This is a genomic window from Arthrobacter sp. TE12232 (assembly GCF_054062615.1).
Map to the genome: position 1 here is coordinate 2,259,485 of NZ_JBSSFK010000001.1, position 15,024 is coordinate 2,274,508.

Genomic DNA, 15,024 nt, shown 5'->3' on the forward strand with positions numbered 1-15,024 from the left:
CCGTCATGGCCTTCCCGTCACAGCCCGGCCAGACGGGCTTCGCCGCGGGCGGACAGCTGTTCGCGGAGCCGGGCTCCCTCACCGGCGGGCAGTCCGGGGATCTCGGCGTTGGTCCCGGCGGAAGCCGTGTGCAGCTTCAGGGTGCACAGGCCCAGCGGGCGTTCGACGGGTCCCACCGCGATGTCCACGTACTGCATCCGCCCGTAGGGGACCACAAGGGTTCGTTGGAAGAAGATGCCACGGCGGACCAGGAGGTCATCGTCACGCTCGGCGTAGCCGATCGAGCGCACCTGCCGGGGAATCAGGACGAGCCGCCAGACCGCCAGAAGCAGCCAGACGGCGGGAACGGCAACGGCCAGCCAAAGCGGCGGCCACGTCCAGGCGCCGTTGAGTACCAGCACCAGGGGAAGCGACAGCAGGACCACTGCGATCAGGTTGCCCAGCGCCCACTCCGCGAGGCGCACGGTGACGTACTTCGGTGACACCCTGAGCCAGTCGATGCCCGGCGGGTCAATCGCTTCGGTAGGCATATTCGCCTTCTGCGGAGGGCTTGTTGCGCTTTCCCTGCACCTCGTGCCCGGATTCGGCGTCGCCGTCCTCGGGCGGAATCCGGCAGAACCGCTCGACGACCAGCCCCACGACCACCATGATCAGCCCGCCGCCGGCCATCGCAAGGGCCTGCCAGGTGATGTCCTGGTTGCTGCGCAGGTTCCACAGCCGCAGCTGCTCGATCACGATTCCCGCGTGCCAACCCAGCAGGACCGTGCCGGTGTAGGCGCAGGCCTGGGCCAGGACCAGGGTCCACGCCGCGAGGATGGGGTTGAGGATTTTCTTCTTCTTGCCGTTGCGCCAGCGCAGCACGCGGATGCCCAGCACGAGGGTGAGCACCACGATCACGCCCATGGTCAGTAGCCCGGTGAGCGGCAGGACGGGGGTGGCCAGGCTGTAGCGGCCGGCCATCACGGTGGCGAACCAGCCCGCCACGGCCAGGACAACAGCAATGGCCAGCAGGAGCAGGGGGTTGGTCAGCTTCACGGCCGGTCCACCCTACCGGGGACGCCGGCGGCGTCTGCGCCTGTGACGTCCGCGGGGGCCGGGGGCCGGAAGCCGTCAAACGGTGCGAGGTCGGCGAAATCGTCGGCTTTGGCGGCGAGCTCGCCCACGCGTTGGCCGTTGAGCTCAGCCGCGGGATCGATCAGTGACCACGGGTAGAGCACGAACGCCCGTTCCGCGGCCCGGGGGTGTGGCAGGGTGAGCTCGGGGTCGGAACTCACCAGGTCACCGTAGGTGATGATGTCCACGTCCAGGGTCCGCGGTCCCCACCGGACTTCACGCACCCGCAGGTGCTTCTGTTCCACGGCGTGGCAGTGCCGCAGCAGTTCTCGAGGCGGCAGGGACGTCTCGACCGCAATCACCATGTTCAGGAAGTCGGGCTGATCCGCCGGGCCGCCCACGGCCTTCGTCTGGACGATCGGCGAGATGGCCAGGAGGCGTACTTCCGGCGGGTCGACGAGATCGGCGACGGCGGCGGACAGCGTGTCGCTGCGCTCACCCAGGTTGCTGCCGAGCGCGATCACCGCGCGGGTGTAGAGCGGGCTCATGTGCGTCTCCGGTGCACGCTGACGGAGACATCGCCGAACTCGACCTCGATCGGGGCCTTCGGCTTGTGCACGGTGATGTCCACGGCGGCCACGCGGAACTTCTGCAGGACGTCGTCGGCAATCCGCACGGCCAGTGCCTCGATCAGGTTCAGCGGCTCTCCCGTGATCCAGTCCCGGATGCAGCCGGCGACTTCGCCGTAATGTGCTGTGTCCAGGACGTCGTCCGACGCTGCAGCCTTGCTGAAGTCAAGGTGCAGCACCGCGTCAACGACGAACGGCTGGCCGTCGCGGCGCTCGAAGTCGAACACTCCATGATGGCCGACGGCGGTGACGCCGCGCAGCGTGATCTGGTCCATGACGCCGGCCGGATCAGTTGGTGCCGGCGGCGGCCGGTGCGGAGTGCGCCGGGGGTGCCATGCGGGCGGCGACCTTGACGGCGTCCAGGCTCGGGCCGACGTCGTGCACCCGCACCGCCCAGGCGCCGCGGAAGGCGCTGATGGCGGTCACGGCGGCGGTGGCGGCATCGCGTTCAACCGGCTGGGCGGCCTTGCCGGCCACGGTCAGGAGGCTGCCGAGGAAGCGTTTGCGGGAGCCGGCCACGAGGACCTTGTGGCCCATGGCCTGCAGGACGTCCAGGCGCTGCAGCAGTTCCCAGTTCTGGACGTCGTTCTTGGCGAAGCCCAGCCCCGGGTCCACGATGATCTGTTCCGGGCTGACGCCTGCGGCGTAGAGCTTGTCGCGGACGCCGGCGAGTTCGGCGACGACGTCCCGGGCGACGTCATCGTAGTCGGTGAGGTCATTCATGGTGCTGGCGTCGCCGCGGCGGTGCGTCAGGATATAGGGCGCCTTGGTCCGGGCGGCCAGTTCAGCCATTTCCGGTTCGAGGGTCAGGCCGGAGACGTCGTTGATGATCGCGGCGCCGGCTTTCAGGGCGGCGGCCGCCGTCGCGGCGTGGGTGGTGTCGATGCTGACCAGGGCGCCGACCTTGACGAGGGCCTCGATAACCGGCAGCACGCGGCGCTGTTCCTCGTCCACGCCGACCGCCGTGGCGCCCGGACGGGTGGATTCGCCGCCGACGTCGATGATGTCCGCCCCGGCGTAGAACATCCGCAGGCCCGCCGCGATCGCGGTGTCCGGCGTCGCGTAGTCGCCGCCGTCGCTGAAGGAATCGGGGGTGACGTTCAGGATTCCCATGACGAGTGTCCGGTCCGTGGGCAGGTCCTGGAACTTCGCCGCCGGGCGCGGCTTGCGCAGGATGGGCAGGGGCGAGGTTGCGGGGCCGGTCCCTGGGGCTGCAGCTAGGGAGTCCATAGTCTGTTTACTTACCTTCCGAGTATGAGGCTCATGGCTTCGGCGCGGGTGGCCGGGTCGTGCAGTTGCCCGCGCACTGCGCTGGTGACGGTCTTGGCACCGGGCTTGCGGATGCCCCGCATGGACATGCACAGGTGCTCGCATTCGACGACGACGATCGCGCCGCGCGGTTTGAGGTGGGTGACGAGGGCTTCGACGATCTGGGTGGTCAGGCGTTCCTGGACCTGGGGGCGCCGGGCGAACATGTCCACCACGCGGGCCAGCTTGCTCAGTCCCGTGACCTTGCCGTCGTGCGAGGGGATGTAGCCCACATGCGCCACCCCGTGGAACGGCACCAGGTGGTGCTCGCACGTGGAGTAGAACGGGATGTCCTTGACCAGCACGAGTTCCTCGTGGTCGAGGTCGAACGTGGTGGCCAGGATCTCCGCGGGGTCGTGGTGCAGGCCGGCGAACATTTCGGCATAGGCCTTGGCCACCCGCTTCGGGGTGTCCAGGAGTCCGCCGCGGTCCGGGTCCTCGCCGATGGCCAGCAGGATTTCCCGCACGGCCGCCTCGATCCTCGGGCGGTCCACTTTGGTGCTTGGATGCTGGGCTTCCCCGTCCCCCGCCGAAGGGTCAGCGGGGGCGGGAACGTCGTCGTCGAAGTTAGAAGTCACAGAAGAAGCCTAGCTGGGAAGGCCGTCAGTCCCGATATCGGTAACGCCGCCGGCTCCTCCTTCGAAGGACTCCTGTCCCGGGACACCCTGGGCGTGCGGCGGCAGGGCGTCCAGCGGCTCTTCGAGCCGGGCCTGGGTTGCTTCCTCCTGTGCTTCGCGTTCGGCCTTCTCCCGGCGGGATTCCACCGGGCCGGCGGACAGGATCGGACGGGTCTCCTTGGAGAGCCAGACCTCGCGGAAATCGCGCTTGCGGATGTGGGTGAAGACCTGGGCGATTTCGGCCTGGTTCAAGGTTTCGCGTTCCAGCAGTTCCAGCGCCAACTGGTCCAGTACGTCCCGGTTTTCGGTGAGGATCGCGTAGGCCTCGTCGTGGGCGCCCTCGATGAGGCGGCGGACCTCCTCGTCGACGATGTAGGCGATCTGGTCCGAGTAGTTGCGCTCGTGGCCGGCGTCGCGGCCCAGGAAGGGCTCGCCGCCGCCCTGGCCGAGGCGCACCGCGCCGACGCGTTCGCTCATGCCGAACTCGGTGACCATCTTGCGGGCGATCCCGGTGGCCTTCTCGATGTCGTTGGACGCGCCGGTGGACGGGTCGTGGAAGACGAGTTCCTCGGCCACACGGCCGCCCATGGCGTACGCCATCTGGTCGAGCAGCTCATTGCGGGTGATGGAGTACTTGTCGTTTTCCGGGACCACCATGGTGTAGCCCAGGGCACGGCCGCGGGGCAGGATGGTGATCTTGGTGACCGGGGCAGAGTTCCGCAGGGCCGCCGCGACCAGGGCGTGGCCGCCTTCGTGGTAGGCGGTGACCTTCCGCTCGTGTTCCTTCATGACCCGGCTGCGCTTCTGCGGGCCCGCCATGACGCGGTCAATCGCCTCGTCCAGCGCGCGGTCATCGATCAGGTTGGCGTTGGAGCGCGCCGTCAGCAGCGCGGCCTCGTTGAGGACGTTGGCCAGGTCCGCGCCCGTGTAACCCGGGGTCTTCTTGGCGACAGCCTTGAGGTCGACGCCGGGAGCCATCGGCTTGCCCTTGGCGTGCACCTGCAGGATCTGGTCGCGGCCGATCAGGTCGGGGGCCTCGACCGAGATCTGCCGGTCGAAGCGGCCAGGACGCAGCAGGGCGGGGTCCAGGACGTCGGGCCGGTTGGTGGCGGCAATCAGGATGACGTTGGTTTTGACGTCGAAGCCGTCCATTTCAACCAGCAGCTGGTTGAGGGTCTGCTCGCGCTCGTCGTTGCCGCCGCCGATGCCGGCACCGCGGTGCCGGCCGACGGCGTCGATCTCATCGACGAAGATGATGGCCGGCGCGTTGGACTTGGCCTGTTCGAACAGGTCGCGGACGCGGGAGGCGCCCACGCCGACGAACATTTCCACGAAATCGGAACCGGAGATGGAGAAGAAGGGCACGCCGGCCTCGCCGGCGACGGCGCGGGCCAGGAGGGTCTTGCCGGTGCCCGGAGGGCCGTAGAGCAGCACGCCCTTGGGGATCTTGGCGCCGACGGCCTGGAACTTGGCCGGCTCCTGCAGGAATTCCTTGATCTCCTCAAGTTCCTCGACGGCCTCATCGGCGCCGGCGACATCGCTGAAGGTCACCTGGGGCATGTCCTTGTTGACGAGCTTCGCCTTGGACTTGCCGAACTGCATGACTTTGGACCCGCCGCCCTGCATCCGGGAAAGCAGGAACCAGAACAGGACACCAAGGAGCAGCACGGGCACCAGCAGGGAGAAGAGCCCCGAGAACCAGTTGTTCTCGATCGGCTGGTCCGTGAAACCGCCCGACGGCTTGGCATCAGTGACCGCCTTGACGACGTCCTGGGCGCGGGCGTTGACGAAGTAGAACTGGACGTTCTTACCCTTGTCCTGGCCGTCGACCTGCAGGTTGTCCTTCAGGACCAAGTCCACGCGGTTCTCGGCGTCGAAAATCTTGGCCTGTTCAACCTTGCCGGCGGAATTCAGCAGTTCAAGGCCCTTGTCGGTGTCAATCCGGCTTGCGCCGCCCGGCGCCAGGGTGGCGAAGGCAAGCAGCAGCATGGCCACCACGACGACAATCCAGATCCCCGGGCCCTTGAAGAAACTCTTAGCTTTCATCTGTTCGGGGCTGGCCCCGTCCCTCCTGGTAGTGCTGCACGGCGACCGTTCTGCGCGCGTGTGGTGCTGCGTCAGGTTCTAGCTATACACCGTCGCACTAACTCACGCACGGTGAAGTGCAAAAGTTCCCTGTGGGCGTAGCGGGACGCGGCGTCCTGCCGCCCGGTCCCGGGCGGGGGCGTCTCCGCGTGAACGATCTATTCGTATACGTGCGGCGCCAGGGTGCCGACGAAGTCCAGGTTGCGGTACTTCTCGGCGTAGTCCAGGCCATATCCGACGACGAACTCGTTGGGAATGTCATAGCCGACGTACTTGACGTCGATCTTGACCTTCGCGGCCGTCGGCTTGCGGAACGCGGTGCAGATTTCCACCGAAGCGGTGCCGCGGGATTCCAGGTTGGTCTTGAGCCAGGAGAGCGTGAGGCCGGAGTCGATGATGTCCTCGACAATCAGGACGTCTTTGCCCATGAGGTCGGTGTCGAGGTCCTTCAGGATGCGGACCACGCCGGAGGACTGGGTGCCGGAGCCGTACGAGGACACGGCCATCCAGTCCATGGAGACGTGGCTGTGCAGTGCGCGGGCGAGGTCTGCCATGACCATCACGGCGCCCTTGAGCACGCCGACGATCAGCAGATCGCGGCCCTCGTAGTCCTTGTCGATCTGCGCCGCGAGTTCGGTGATCCGTTGCTGGATCTGTTCCTTGGTGTAGAGAACGTGCTTGAGGTCTGCCTGGACGTCGTTTGAATCCACCAATGGCTCCTGTGTAGATGCGGGGTGCGACTATTTTCGGGGCGGCTGTTGAGGCCGGAATACAAGCTTCCCACAGCGGGCGGCTTCGCGGGGAACGCCGCCGGCGGCGGACGTCTGCTCCGCCAGGAGCTGCGAGAGCGAGAGTCGGAAGACGCTGACCGAACCGGGAAGCTCCACCGGGCCGGCCGATCCCTGCCGGCGCAGCAGCGCTTCGGCGGCAAGCAGTCGCTGGTAGCTGGGCTGTTGACCGCCGACGGCGGCGGCGGCCTTGGCGATCACCCGGAACCTCACGGCCGGGGCCAGGTCCCGCAGTGCCGCCTCCGGAAGGCTGATTTCCTGCCCGTCCTGCTCCCGCAGCCGGTCAAAGGTGTCGTTCGCCACGTCCTCCAGATAGTCGGCGTCGAGCTGCAGGATCGCGGCCGTGCGGGCGAGGGATTCGGCGACGCCGGGGCCGAGCTTGTCTTCCAGCAGGGGCAGCACCTCAACCCGGGTCCGGGAGCGGGCGTAGGCGGGATCCGTGTTGGACGGGTCGTGCCAGGGTTCCAGGCCCTCCGCCTGGCAGATCTCCAGGGTGTCCGCGCGCCGCAGGCCCAGGAAGGGGCGCAGGAGCCGGCCCCGGGAGGGCCGCATCCCGGCGAGCGACCGGGTGCCGGAGCCCCGCGCCAGGCCAAGCAGCACTTGCTCGGCCTGGTCATCGAGGGTGTGGCCGAGCAGGATCACGCCGGCGCCGGCCTCGTCCGCTGCGGCGTCCAGGGCCGCGTGGCGGGCGTCCCGGGCGGCCGCCTCCGGGCCCATGCCGGTGGCGGCGACGTCGACTGTGCGGATCTGCACGGGAGAGAGCCCGAGGTCCTCGAGGGTCCGGGCGGTGGTTGCGGCGACCGCGGCGGAGCCGGGCTGAAGCTGGTGGTCCACCACGACGGCGCCCACGGACACGGGGTGGCCGTCCACATGGCCCCGGCGGCCGAAATAGGCGGCGACGGCCGCGAGGGCCAGCGAGTCAGGACCTCCGCTGCAGGCGACCAGGACACGCTCCGGGTAGCCGGCGGCGGCAAGCGCGTCCTGCAGCATTTTCCGCGCGGTGCCGACCACCGGCGCAAGGCGGCCGGGCCGGCGTCGTCCGCTGGACACCGACGACGAACCGGCGGGATTACGGGCTGTCATGACCGCTAGAGGCCCATCCGGATGAGCCAGAGCCTGGAGTCGTGGATCTCGGCTTCGGTGGGGAGCCGGTCAGCTGACTCCCAGACTTTGTTGAAGCCTTCCATGCCGACGGCGTCCACTACTTCCCGGACGAATTTGGAGCCGTCACTGTACTGGCGCATCTTCGCGTCGAGGCCGAGCAGGCTGCGGATGAACTTCTCGATCATGCCGCGATCCTTGCCGCGGGCGTTGAAGCGCTGCCGGATGGTCTTCACCGAGGGCACGATGCTGGCGTCCACGGCGTCCATGACCACGTTGGCGTGGCCCTCGAGCAGGCTCATGAGCGCGGTCAGGCGGGACAGGGCGGCCTGTTCCTCCGGGTTCTGGAGCAGGTCCAGGATGGCGCCCCGGCCGGGGGCCGCGCCGGGTGCGGCGCGGTCCTTCAATGACTTCGCGGCCGCGGAGGCCCGTTCCATGAGGGAATCGACGTTGCCGAGCAGCTGGCCGCTGAGGTTTTCGATCTCGTCGAGCATGTGGTGCCGGAGCCACGGGGCGGCGGCGAACTGCACCCGGTGGGTCTGTTCGTGGAGGCAGACCCAGAGCCGGAAGTCGGCGGGGGTGACGTTCAGTTCACGTTCCACGGAGATGATGTTCGGCGCCACGAGCAGCAGGCGGCCGGCAGCGGGGGCCGTGGAGCTCTCGGCGAGCGCGGAGAAGGGGTCGTACTGGCCCAGGACCTTGCTGGAGAGAAACGCAAGGATAGCCCCGAGCTGGCTGCCGGTGATGGCGCCGCTGACACTCGCGGCCCCGGGGTTGAGGGTTCCGCGGCCCTCGAGCATCTTTTCCATGGCCGGCCCGAGCATGACGGCGAAGCTCTGCGTGTTGGCTTTGGCCCAGGAGGCGCGGTCCACCACCAGGACCTCGGAATCGCGCAGGTCCCGGGCGGCATCGAGGCCGGTGATGTCGTGGACGTGCGGCACGGAAATGTCCGCCATGAGCCGCAGGTTCTCAACGGCGGCGCCGATCTCGGCAGGGCTCAGGACGGGACCGGCCGGTGTCAGCCGCGCGGCCGTCGAGGCGGCAAGCTCCCAGTTGATCAGATCCTGGGCCTGGACCGGTGTGCCGCCTGAAGTCTGGCCGTACGGCTTGCTGCTTGTCGTGCCTGTGTTTGTCTTGCCTGTGTTTGTCTTGCCTGATGTCTCGCTCGCAGAGGACTCCATGGGGTCCATCAGATCACAGGGCCCCGACAATCCGCCTTAATTTTCGCTGACCGGCGAACCGGCCGGCGAACCCGGCAGTTGAACCGGCCGGGCGCAGGTTCAGGGCGGCACTCCGCCGGTCAGCGGCAGCCGCAGCCGGCCAGGACGGCGGCGGAGCGGTCCAGGGCGGCCTTGTTCGCGGCGCCGGGGGTCAGCCCGTTGCCCACGAAGGAGAAGACCAGCAGCCGGCCGTCGGCGTCCACGACGTACCCGCTGAGCGCGATGACCGTGTTCAACGTGCCTGTTTTGGCGCGCACCAGCCCCGCCCCGGCGGCCGTCGCGGCGTCCGTGTACCGGCCCCCCAGGGTGCCGGTGAGCCCGGCGACCGGGAAGCCGGCGAGGGCGGCGCGCAGCCTGGTGTCCGTGCCGGAGGTAATGGCCCGGACCACGTCCGTGAGTTGCCGGGCCGAGACCTGGTCGGCCGGGGCCAGGCCGGAGACATCCGCGGCCCGGAGGGCATCCGTGGAAACGCCCAGGTCCTTGACCTGCTGCAGCACGGCGGCGATGGCGTCGTCGCCGCCGCCGGGCCGGCCGGCGCCGAGGGCGGTCATCCGTCCCATCACCTCGGCGAGGTAGTTGTCCGAGGTCTGCAGCATGAGGTCCACCTGCTGCCCCACCGTGGCGGACTGGACCTCGGCCAGGACTTTCGCGTGGGCACTGTCCGGCGTGGCACCGGCCTGAACGCGGGCGACGCCCGGTGCCACGGTCAGCCCCGCGGACGCGGCGGCCGCCGTGAGCCGGGCGGCGAAGGCCTCGGCGGCGGTCATGGCGGCGTCCTGCGGGCGGGGTCCGGTGGTTTTGGCGGGATCGAACCGGGCCGAGTTCAGTGCCAGCGGATACACCGGGGCCATTTCGCCGGCGGCGACGTCCTCGGGACTCCAGGCCTGTCGGAGCGGCGGGCCGGTGAAGAGGGAGTCATCGAGCAGGACGCGCACGGTGCCGGTGGCTGCGCCGCCGCCGTCGCCGCTGCCGGCGGCACCGTCCTGGAGTGCCCGGACGGTGGCCTGGGCGAGCGTGGCCAGCCCGGCACGGCCGAGGACCGCCCCGGGATCGGATTCGCCCGCCCCCAGGAGTACGTCTCCGCCGCCGGCCAGCACCACCGACCCGGGCGTGGGCCCTGCCAAAACCCGGGTGCTGAAGCGGTGGTCGGGGCCCATGACGCGCAGGGCCGCGCTGGCTGTGAGGAGCTTCATGTTCGACGCCGGAATGCGGGCCTCGTCGGCGGACCGGTCAAAGAGCACCTGCCCGCTGGCGGCGTCCTGGACGATCCCGGTGAAGGTGCCGCCGCCGTCGGTCTTCAGGGTCTCGTTGAGCCGGTCCGAGAGGGCGGCGCCGGCGGGAACGGGTGCGGTATCAGTGAGGGGACCGATCCCGTCTGATCCGTTGGAATCGCTCAGTGTGGCGGGGACCTGCTGCCAGGGCGGGGCTGCCCGGGATGCGTCCGGGGACCGGTCCGGGCCGAGGAAAGCCGGGGCGACGGCGATGCCGGCCGGCAGTGCCACGGCCGCCACCAGGAGGGCCTGGAGCAGTAGTACGAGGATCCCCCGACGCCTGCCGGGCACCGGCCTGGTGCCCTCGGGGCTGGTTCTCGGTTTCATGCTGCTGCTGGTCCTTATAGTCCTGAAATGTCCCCACTAGTTCCTGAAACCAGCGCCTCTCGCTATATCCTCAATAGTAGTCGGCGGCACCGACAGCCTTTATGCACGTGCCGCGCACCCCCTGAAGTCGTCAAGGAGCATTCCATGAAGCATGACGTGACTATCGAGATCCCCAAGGGATCGCGCGTCAAGTACGAAGTCGACCACGAGACCGGCCGCGTCCGCCTGGACCGCGTCCTTTTCACGTCGATGCAGTACCCCACCCACTACGGTTTCTTCGAGAACACCCTGGGCGAGGACGGAGATCCGCTGGATGCGCTGGTGCTCCTGCAGGACTTCGACCTCTACCCCGGCGTGATCGTCGAGTCCCGCCCGATCGGCGTCTTCAACATGACCGACGACGGCGGCGGCGACGCCAAGGTCCTCTGCGTGCCGACCGATGCGCGCTTTGACCACATCAAGGAAATCAGCGACGTCAGCGAGTTCCTGATCAGGGAAATCGAGCACTTCTTCACCCGCTACAAGGACCTGGAGCCGGGCAAGTGGGTCAAGGCCGAGGGCTGGGGCGACCGCGCCGCCGCCGAGGCCGAGCTCGAGGCCTCCATCAAGCGCTACGTTCCGGCTGCCGGACACTAGTCGTTTCCGCACTGCAACGCGGGGTCACATACTGCCGTTCCGGAGCTCCGGAACGGGCGGTGCGTGACCCCGCGTTTTTTCATGGCGTGCGGGCACGCCGGTGAGGACCCTCGGCGTCGACCTCGCGGCGGCTGCGAAGAAGACGGCCGTGGCCGTCATCGAATGGGCCGACGGCGCCGCACACCTGGCGCATCTGTCCCTGGACGTCGGCGACGAGGAGATCGTCAGGCTCTTCTGCAGCAGCGATATGACCGGGATTGACTGCCCCTTGGGCTGGCCGGACGCCTTCCTTCCCTTCCTTGCGGGGCACCTGGCTTTCGACGCCGGGCCGGTGCTCGGCTACGACGGGATCGAGGGCCGCCGCCTGCTCGCCTACCGGGACACCGACCGGTTCGTCACGGCCAGAACCGGGCTGATTCCGCTCAGCGTGTCCGCCGACCGATTGGCCCACCCGGCCATGCGGTGCGCCGTGATCCAGGCCAAGATCGCCCGGGACGCGGGGCCGCAGGCCCGCGACGGCTCCGGCCGCCTCGCCGAGGTCTATCCCGCGGCATCCCTGAAACTCTGGGGGATCCAGGCGCGCGGCTACAAGGGACGCGGGGCCCCGGAAGCGGAGAAGCTGTCCTCGGCGCTGGCGGATCTGACCCTGAAAGCCCCGTGGCTGGACCTGGCGGGGTACCGGGATGACCTTGCCGCCTCCGATGACATGTTTGATGCCGTCATCGCCTCGCTGACGGCACGGGCCGTCCGCCGGGGGCAAACACTGCGCCCCGGGCCCGGCGATGCCGCGGCAGCCGTGAGCGAGGGCTGGATCCACCTGCCGTCCGGGCATCTTTCCGGGCTGGCGGGCGGCTAGCCGCCTCTGTTACGGCCCCGGCATGGCGGCCCTGCCGGCAACTTGCCCCCGAACTGCCACCGGGTAGTGTGTGATCCAGAATGTTCACGCTGACCATCAATCAAACCGACAGCCGGCGCGACGGCGACCGCGTGCCGCAGCTCCTGAAGGACCTGCGGCACATCCCGGCGCGCCTTGATTTCGACCGCTCCGTGGAGGACGAGGTCCAGGGCATCGTGGACTGTCCGCATCAGGCGGTGGAGGCGGCCATGATCGCCCTGCGCAGCGGCAGCTGGTATGTGGGCATCGGGGTGGGCCCGGTGAACGAACCCCTGCCGAACCAGATCAAAGACGCCTCCGGCCACGGGCTGATCTATGCCCGGCGCGCCGTGGACCGCCTGCGGAACGGCAAGGACCGCATCCGGGTGGCCGTGGAGGGCCCGCTGGCGGACCTCGCCGCGGAAGCCGAGGCCGTGCTGCGCCTCCTGGGCCACATTGTGCACGACCGCAGCCACGCCGAATGGCGGGTCCTGGATCTGCTCACTCCGGGAGTCCGCGGCCAGCAGAAGGCCGTCGCCGAGGAACTCGGGATCACCACGCAGGCCGTCAGCAAGGCCGTGGCCCGGTCCCAGTGGAACGAAGAACACGCGGCACGTCCCGCGGCGGCCCGGCTCCTGGGCCTCATCCTCGACGTCAGCTAGCCCGACATCCGCTGGCCGCGGCGGTCCGGGCTCCCGGACCGCCCGGCCGGGCGTCTAAAGGAGGCTGCGCAGCACGTGCGCGGCGCCGTCGTCGTAAACCGACTTCGTCACCTCATCGGCCGCGGCAATCACTTCCACCGGGGCCTGCCCCATGGCCACACCGCGGCGCGCCCAGGTCAGCATCTCGATGTCGTTGCGGCCGTCGCCGACGGCGATTGTGCGGTGTGCTTCGATGCTGAGCCGGCCGCGGAGGTGTTCCAGCGCGCTGGCCTTCGTGACGCCGGCGGCGGCAATGTCCAGCCACGCCGTCCAGCCCACCGAATAGGTCACGCCGGCAAGCCCGATGTGGCGGATCGCGGCGTTGAACTCCTCCGGGGTGTTCTCCGAGCTGAAGACCACCACGCGGACGGCGGTTGCCTCCAGCATGGTCTGGAAGTCGACGCCGACCGCCTCGACGCCGAAGCTGGCGTCCTGAAAGCGCTCGGTGGACAGGAAGTTGCCGGATTCGTCCTCGAGGGCGTACTTGGCCGAGGGCAGCCGCTTGCGCAGGGCGCGGAGGGCCGGACCGGGGTCGAAGGTTGCCTTGTGGATTACCTCGTAGCCGTCGGACAGTCCGGAGTCGACGCGCAGGATCACGCCGCCGTTGGAGCAGACCGCGTAACCGTTCTCGATTCCGATGTGCTCGATGACCGGCAGCGTGGCGTTGAGCGAGCGGCCCGTGGCGATCGTGACGTGGTGGCCCGCGGCCACGACGGCCTGGGCGGCCTCGCGGACCGGGACCGACATGTGGCCGTCGTGATCCACCAGGGTGCCGTCGACGTCCAGGGCGACCATCATCTTGTCGCCGGGGCTCTTCGGGGCCGTGTTGTTCCGGGCCTCGGTGTTCTGCATGTTGTTCTCGTGTGTGGTGCGCCGGTCATCGTTGCCGGCGACTGAGGATTCAGTCATGGTTGTCATCTCACAAGTAGAGCAGAGAGCCCCGACTGCCGCTAGGACTCAGGCCACAGCAGGGCGTGAATTTGCGGTAAACACCCACAGCCTGTCCACAGTGTGAATGTTTACCCGGCGGCGGGCGGAGGCCCGGCTGGTAGTTAGGGGTCGGCGGTTAGAGAACGGGGAAGACCGTCATGCCGCCAAGGTACTTCTGCAGGGCGGCGGGGACGTTGACAGAGCCGTCGGGGTTCTGGTGGTGCTCCAGGATGGCGACGATCCAGCGCGTGGTGGCCAGGGTTCCGTTGAGCGTGGCCACGGCCCGGGTGCCCTTGGGCGCACCGTCCTCGTTCAGGACACGCTCGCGGATGTTCAGTCGGCGGGCCTGGAAGGTGGTGCAGTTGGACGTCGAGGTCAGTTCCCGGTACGCGCCTTGGGTGGGGACCCAGGCTTCGCAGTCGTACTTCCGGGCCGCAGAATTGCCCAGGTCCCCGGCAGCGGTGTCAATCACGCGGTACGGGAGCTCGCACTTGGCCAGCATTTCCTCTTCCCACGCCAGGAGGCGGGCGTGCTCGGCAGCCGCCTCTTCGACCGTGGTGTAGATGAACATTTCGACCTTGTTGAACTGGTGGACCCGGATGATGCCGCGGGTGTCCTTGCCGTGCGAGCCAGCCTCGCGGCGGTAGCAGGAGCTCTGGCCCGCGTAGCGGATGGGACCGTCCGACAGGTCCAGAATCTCGTCGGCGTGGTAGCCGGCGAGGGCCACTTCGGAGGTGCCCACAAGGTAGAGGTCGTCTTCGGCGAGACGGTAGATCTCGGCGTCGTGCTTGACGTCAAAGCCCGTGCCCTGCATGGTTTCCGGGCGGACCAGGGTGGGCGTGATCATGGGGACGAACCCGGCCTCGATCGCCTGGTCCATGGCCATCTGGAGCAGCGCCATTTCCAGCCGGGCGCCGACGCCGCGCAGGAAGTAGAAGCGTGAACCGGACACCTTCGCCCCGCGTTCCATGTCGATGGCCCCGATCAGCTCGCCGATCTCCAAGTGGTCCCGGGGCTCGAAGTCGGAGAATTCGCGTGGCGTGCCGACGGTCTTGACAACGATGTAGTCATCCTCGCCGCCGGCCGGGACGCCGTCCTCGATCAGGTTGGGGATGGTGCGGAGCAGCTCCTCCTGGGCGGCCTGGGCGACATCGGCCTCGGCCGATGCGGCCTTGACGGAGGCGGCAAGGACCTTGACCTCGGCGAGGAGGGCCTGCTTTTCCTCGCCCTTGGCCTGCGCGACCTTCTTGCCGAACACGTTCTGTTCGGCCCGCAGGTTCTCGAACCGGATCAGCGCCGCGCGCCTGGCCGAATCCGCGGCGATGATCGCGTCCACCGCGGATTCGTCGGCGCCGCGGGCGCGCTGGCTGGCACGGAACTTGTCCGGGTTTTCGCTGAGGTCTTTTACGTCGATCACCAGACAAGAGTATCCAATCCGGCCGGCGTTAGCGGGCAAGCAGGTCACGGGGCGCTGGCGGGATACT

At 68.6% G+C, this 15,024-nt stretch carries 16 protein-coding genes; 3 read left to right on the plus strand and 13 right to left on the minus strand.

Annotated features, from left to right (window positions below):
• Positions 1 to 17: 17 nt before the first annotated feature.
• From ACVWZ7_RS09985 to dacB, 11 genes are all read right to left on the minus strand, one after another.
• Positions 18 to 530 carry a PH domain-containing protein gene (locus tag ACVWZ7_RS09985; protein ID WP_344361496.1) on the minus strand — a complete coding sequence of 171 codons (513 nt, stop codon included), beginning with the start codon at positions 528 to 530 and terminating at the stop codon, positions 18 to 20.
• Positions 511 to 1,035 carry a DUF3180 domain-containing protein gene (locus ACVWZ7_RS09990; protein WP_116765445.1) on the minus strand — a complete coding sequence of 175 codons (525 nt, stop codon included), beginning with the start codon at positions 1,033 to 1,035 and terminating at the stop codon, positions 511 to 513. Before ACVWZ7_RS09990 ends, ACVWZ7_RS09985 begins: the two co-directional genes overlap by 20 nt.
• The gene (gene folK, locus ACVWZ7_RS09995; RefSeq protein WP_344361499.1) at positions 1,032 to 1,601 is read right to left on the minus strand and encodes a 2-amino-4-hydroxy-6-hydroxymethyldihydropteridine diphosphokinase; all 570 of its coding nucleotides are present in this window, start codon (positions 1,599 to 1,601) and stop codon (positions 1,032 to 1,034) included. Before folK ends, ACVWZ7_RS09990 begins: the two co-directional genes overlap by 4 nt.
• Positions 1,598 to 1,957 carry a dihydroneopterin aldolase gene (gene folB, locus ACVWZ7_RS10000; protein WP_116765443.1) on the minus strand — a complete coding sequence of 120 codons (360 nt, stop codon included), beginning with the start codon at positions 1,955 to 1,957 and terminating at the stop codon, positions 1,598 to 1,600. Before folB ends, folK begins: the two co-directional genes overlap by 4 nt.
• A gap of 13 nt (positions 1,958 to 1,970) precedes the next feature.
• On the minus strand, positions 1,971 to 2,912 hold the full coding sequence (folP, locus tag ACVWZ7_RS10005; RefSeq protein WP_456507730.1) for a dihydropteroate synthase: 942 nt from the start codon (positions 2,910 to 2,912) through the stop codon (positions 1,971 to 1,973).
• 11 nt (positions 2,913 to 2,923) lie between these two features.
• Positions 2,924 to 3,568, minus strand: a complete 645-nt coding sequence (gene folE, locus ACVWZ7_RS10010; protein WP_425547107.1) for a GTP cyclohydrolase I FolE — start codon at positions 3,566 to 3,568, stop codon at positions 2,924 to 2,926.
• A 9-nt stretch (positions 3,569 to 3,577) separates the two neighbouring features.
• Positions 3,578 to 5,653, minus strand: coding sequence for an ATP-dependent zinc metalloprotease FtsH (ftsH, locus tag ACVWZ7_RS10015; protein ID WP_344361503.1), 2,076 nt, complete (start codon positions 5,651 to 5,653; stop codon positions 3,578 to 3,580).
• A gap of 197 nt (positions 5,654 to 5,850) precedes the next feature.
• On the minus strand, positions 5,851 to 6,402 hold the full coding sequence (hpt, locus tag ACVWZ7_RS10020; RefSeq protein WP_091255514.1) for a hypoxanthine phosphoribosyltransferase: 552 nt from the start codon (positions 6,400 to 6,402) through the stop codon (positions 5,851 to 5,853).
• Positions 6,403 to 6,432: 30 nt separating this feature from the next.
• Positions 6,433 to 7,470 carry a tRNA lysidine(34) synthetase TilS gene (gene tilS, locus ACVWZ7_RS10025; RefSeq protein WP_456509094.1) on the minus strand — a complete coding sequence of 346 codons (1,038 nt, stop codon included), beginning with the start codon at positions 7,468 to 7,470 and terminating at the stop codon, positions 6,433 to 6,435.
• A 98-nt stretch (positions 7,471 to 7,568) separates the two neighbouring features.
• Positions 7,569 to 8,771: a zinc-dependent metalloprotease gene (locus ACVWZ7_RS10030; RefSeq protein WP_456507731.1), complete on the minus strand. Its 1,203-nt coding sequence runs from the start codon at positions 8,769 to 8,771 to the stop codon at positions 7,569 to 7,571.
• A gap of 110 nt (positions 8,772 to 8,881) precedes the next feature.
• The gene (gene dacB / locus ACVWZ7_RS10035) at positions 8,882 to 10,399 is read right to left on the minus strand and encodes a D-alanyl-D-alanine carboxypeptidase/D-alanyl-D-alanine endopeptidase (RefSeq protein ID WP_456507732.1); all 1,518 of its coding nucleotides are present in this window, start codon (positions 10,397 to 10,399) and stop codon (positions 8,882 to 8,884) included.
• 144 nt (positions 10,400 to 10,543) lie between these two features.
• Between dacB and ACVWZ7_RS10040 the strand changes: the two genes are divergently transcribed.
• From ACVWZ7_RS10040 to ACVWZ7_RS10050, 3 genes are all read left to right on the plus strand, one after another.
• Positions 10,544 to 11,035, plus strand: a complete 492-nt coding sequence (locus ACVWZ7_RS10040) for an inorganic diphosphatase (RefSeq protein ID WP_091255519.1) — start codon at positions 10,544 to 10,546, stop codon at positions 11,033 to 11,035.
• A gap of 100 nt (positions 11,036 to 11,135) precedes the next feature.
• Positions 11,136 to 11,891, plus strand: a complete 756-nt coding sequence (locus ACVWZ7_RS10045; protein ID WP_456507733.1) for a DUF429 domain-containing protein — start codon at positions 11,136 to 11,138, stop codon at positions 11,889 to 11,891.
• An 80-nt stretch (positions 11,892 to 11,971) separates the two neighbouring features.
• Positions 11,972 to 12,571 carry a hypothetical protein gene (locus ACVWZ7_RS10050; RefSeq protein WP_456507734.1) on the plus strand — a complete coding sequence of 200 codons (600 nt, stop codon included), beginning with the start codon at positions 11,972 to 11,974 and terminating at the stop codon, positions 12,569 to 12,571.
• A 54-nt stretch (positions 12,572 to 12,625) separates the two neighbouring features.
• Here ACVWZ7_RS10050 and ACVWZ7_RS10055 read toward each other — a convergent pair whose 3' ends face one another.
• Positions 12,626 to 13,528 (minus strand): HAD family hydrolase, encoded by a 903-nt coding sequence (locus tag ACVWZ7_RS10055; protein WP_456507735.1) that lies wholly within the window; start codon positions 13,526 to 13,528, stop codon positions 12,626 to 12,628.
• Between the two features lie 148 nt (positions 13,529 to 13,676).
• A complete protein-coding gene (serS, locus tag ACVWZ7_RS10060) occupies positions 13,677 to 14,957 on the minus strand; it encodes a serine--tRNA ligase (protein WP_456507736.1) in 1,281 nt (426 codons plus the stop codon).
• Positions 14,958 to 15,024 lie beyond the last annotated feature (67 nt).

Excerpts from the sequence above, each read along its gene's own strand:
- dacB (WP_456507732.1), bottom strand. The coding sequence starts at position 10,399 with ATGAAACCGAGAACCAGCCCCGAGGGCACCAGGCCGGTGCCCGGCAGG.
- ACVWZ7_RS10030 (WP_456507731.1), bottom strand. The coding sequence starts at position 8,771 with ATGGACCCCATGGAGTCCTCTGCGAGCGAGACATCAGGCAAGACAAAC.
- ACVWZ7_RS09985 (WP_344361496.1), bottom strand. The coding sequence starts at position 530 with ATGCCTACCGAAGCGATTGACCCGCCGGGCATCGACTGGCTCAGGGTG.
- folB (WP_116765443.1), bottom strand. The coding sequence starts at position 1,957 with ATGGACCAGATCACGCTGCGCGGCGTCACCGCCGTCGGCCATCATGGA.
- folK (WP_344361499.1), bottom strand. The coding sequence starts at position 1,601 with ATGAGCCCGCTCTACACCCGCGCGGTGATCGCGCTCGGCAGCAACCTG.
- ftsH (WP_344361503.1), bottom strand. The coding sequence starts at position 5,653 with ATGAAAGCTAAGAGTTTCTTCAAGGGCCCGGGGATCTGGATTGTCGTC.
- folP (WP_456507730.1), bottom strand. The coding sequence starts at position 2,912 with ATGGACTCCCTAGCTGCAGCCCCAGGGACCGGCCCCGCAACCTCGCCC.
- ACVWZ7_RS10050 (WP_456507734.1), top strand. The coding sequence starts at position 11,972 with ATGTTCACGCTGACCATCAATCAAACCGACAGCCGGCGCGACGGCGAC.
- ACVWZ7_RS10055 (WP_456507735.1), bottom strand. The coding sequence starts at position 13,528 with ATGACAACCATGACTGAATCCTCAGTCGCCGGCAACGATGACCGGCGC.
- ACVWZ7_RS10040 (WP_091255519.1), top strand. The coding sequence starts at position 10,544 with ATGAAGCATGACGTGACTATCGAGATCCCCAAGGGATCGCGCGTCAAG.
- tilS (WP_456509094.1), bottom strand. The coding sequence starts at position 7,470 with ATGCTGCAGGACGCGCTTGCCGCCGCCGGCTACCCGGAGCGTGTCCTG.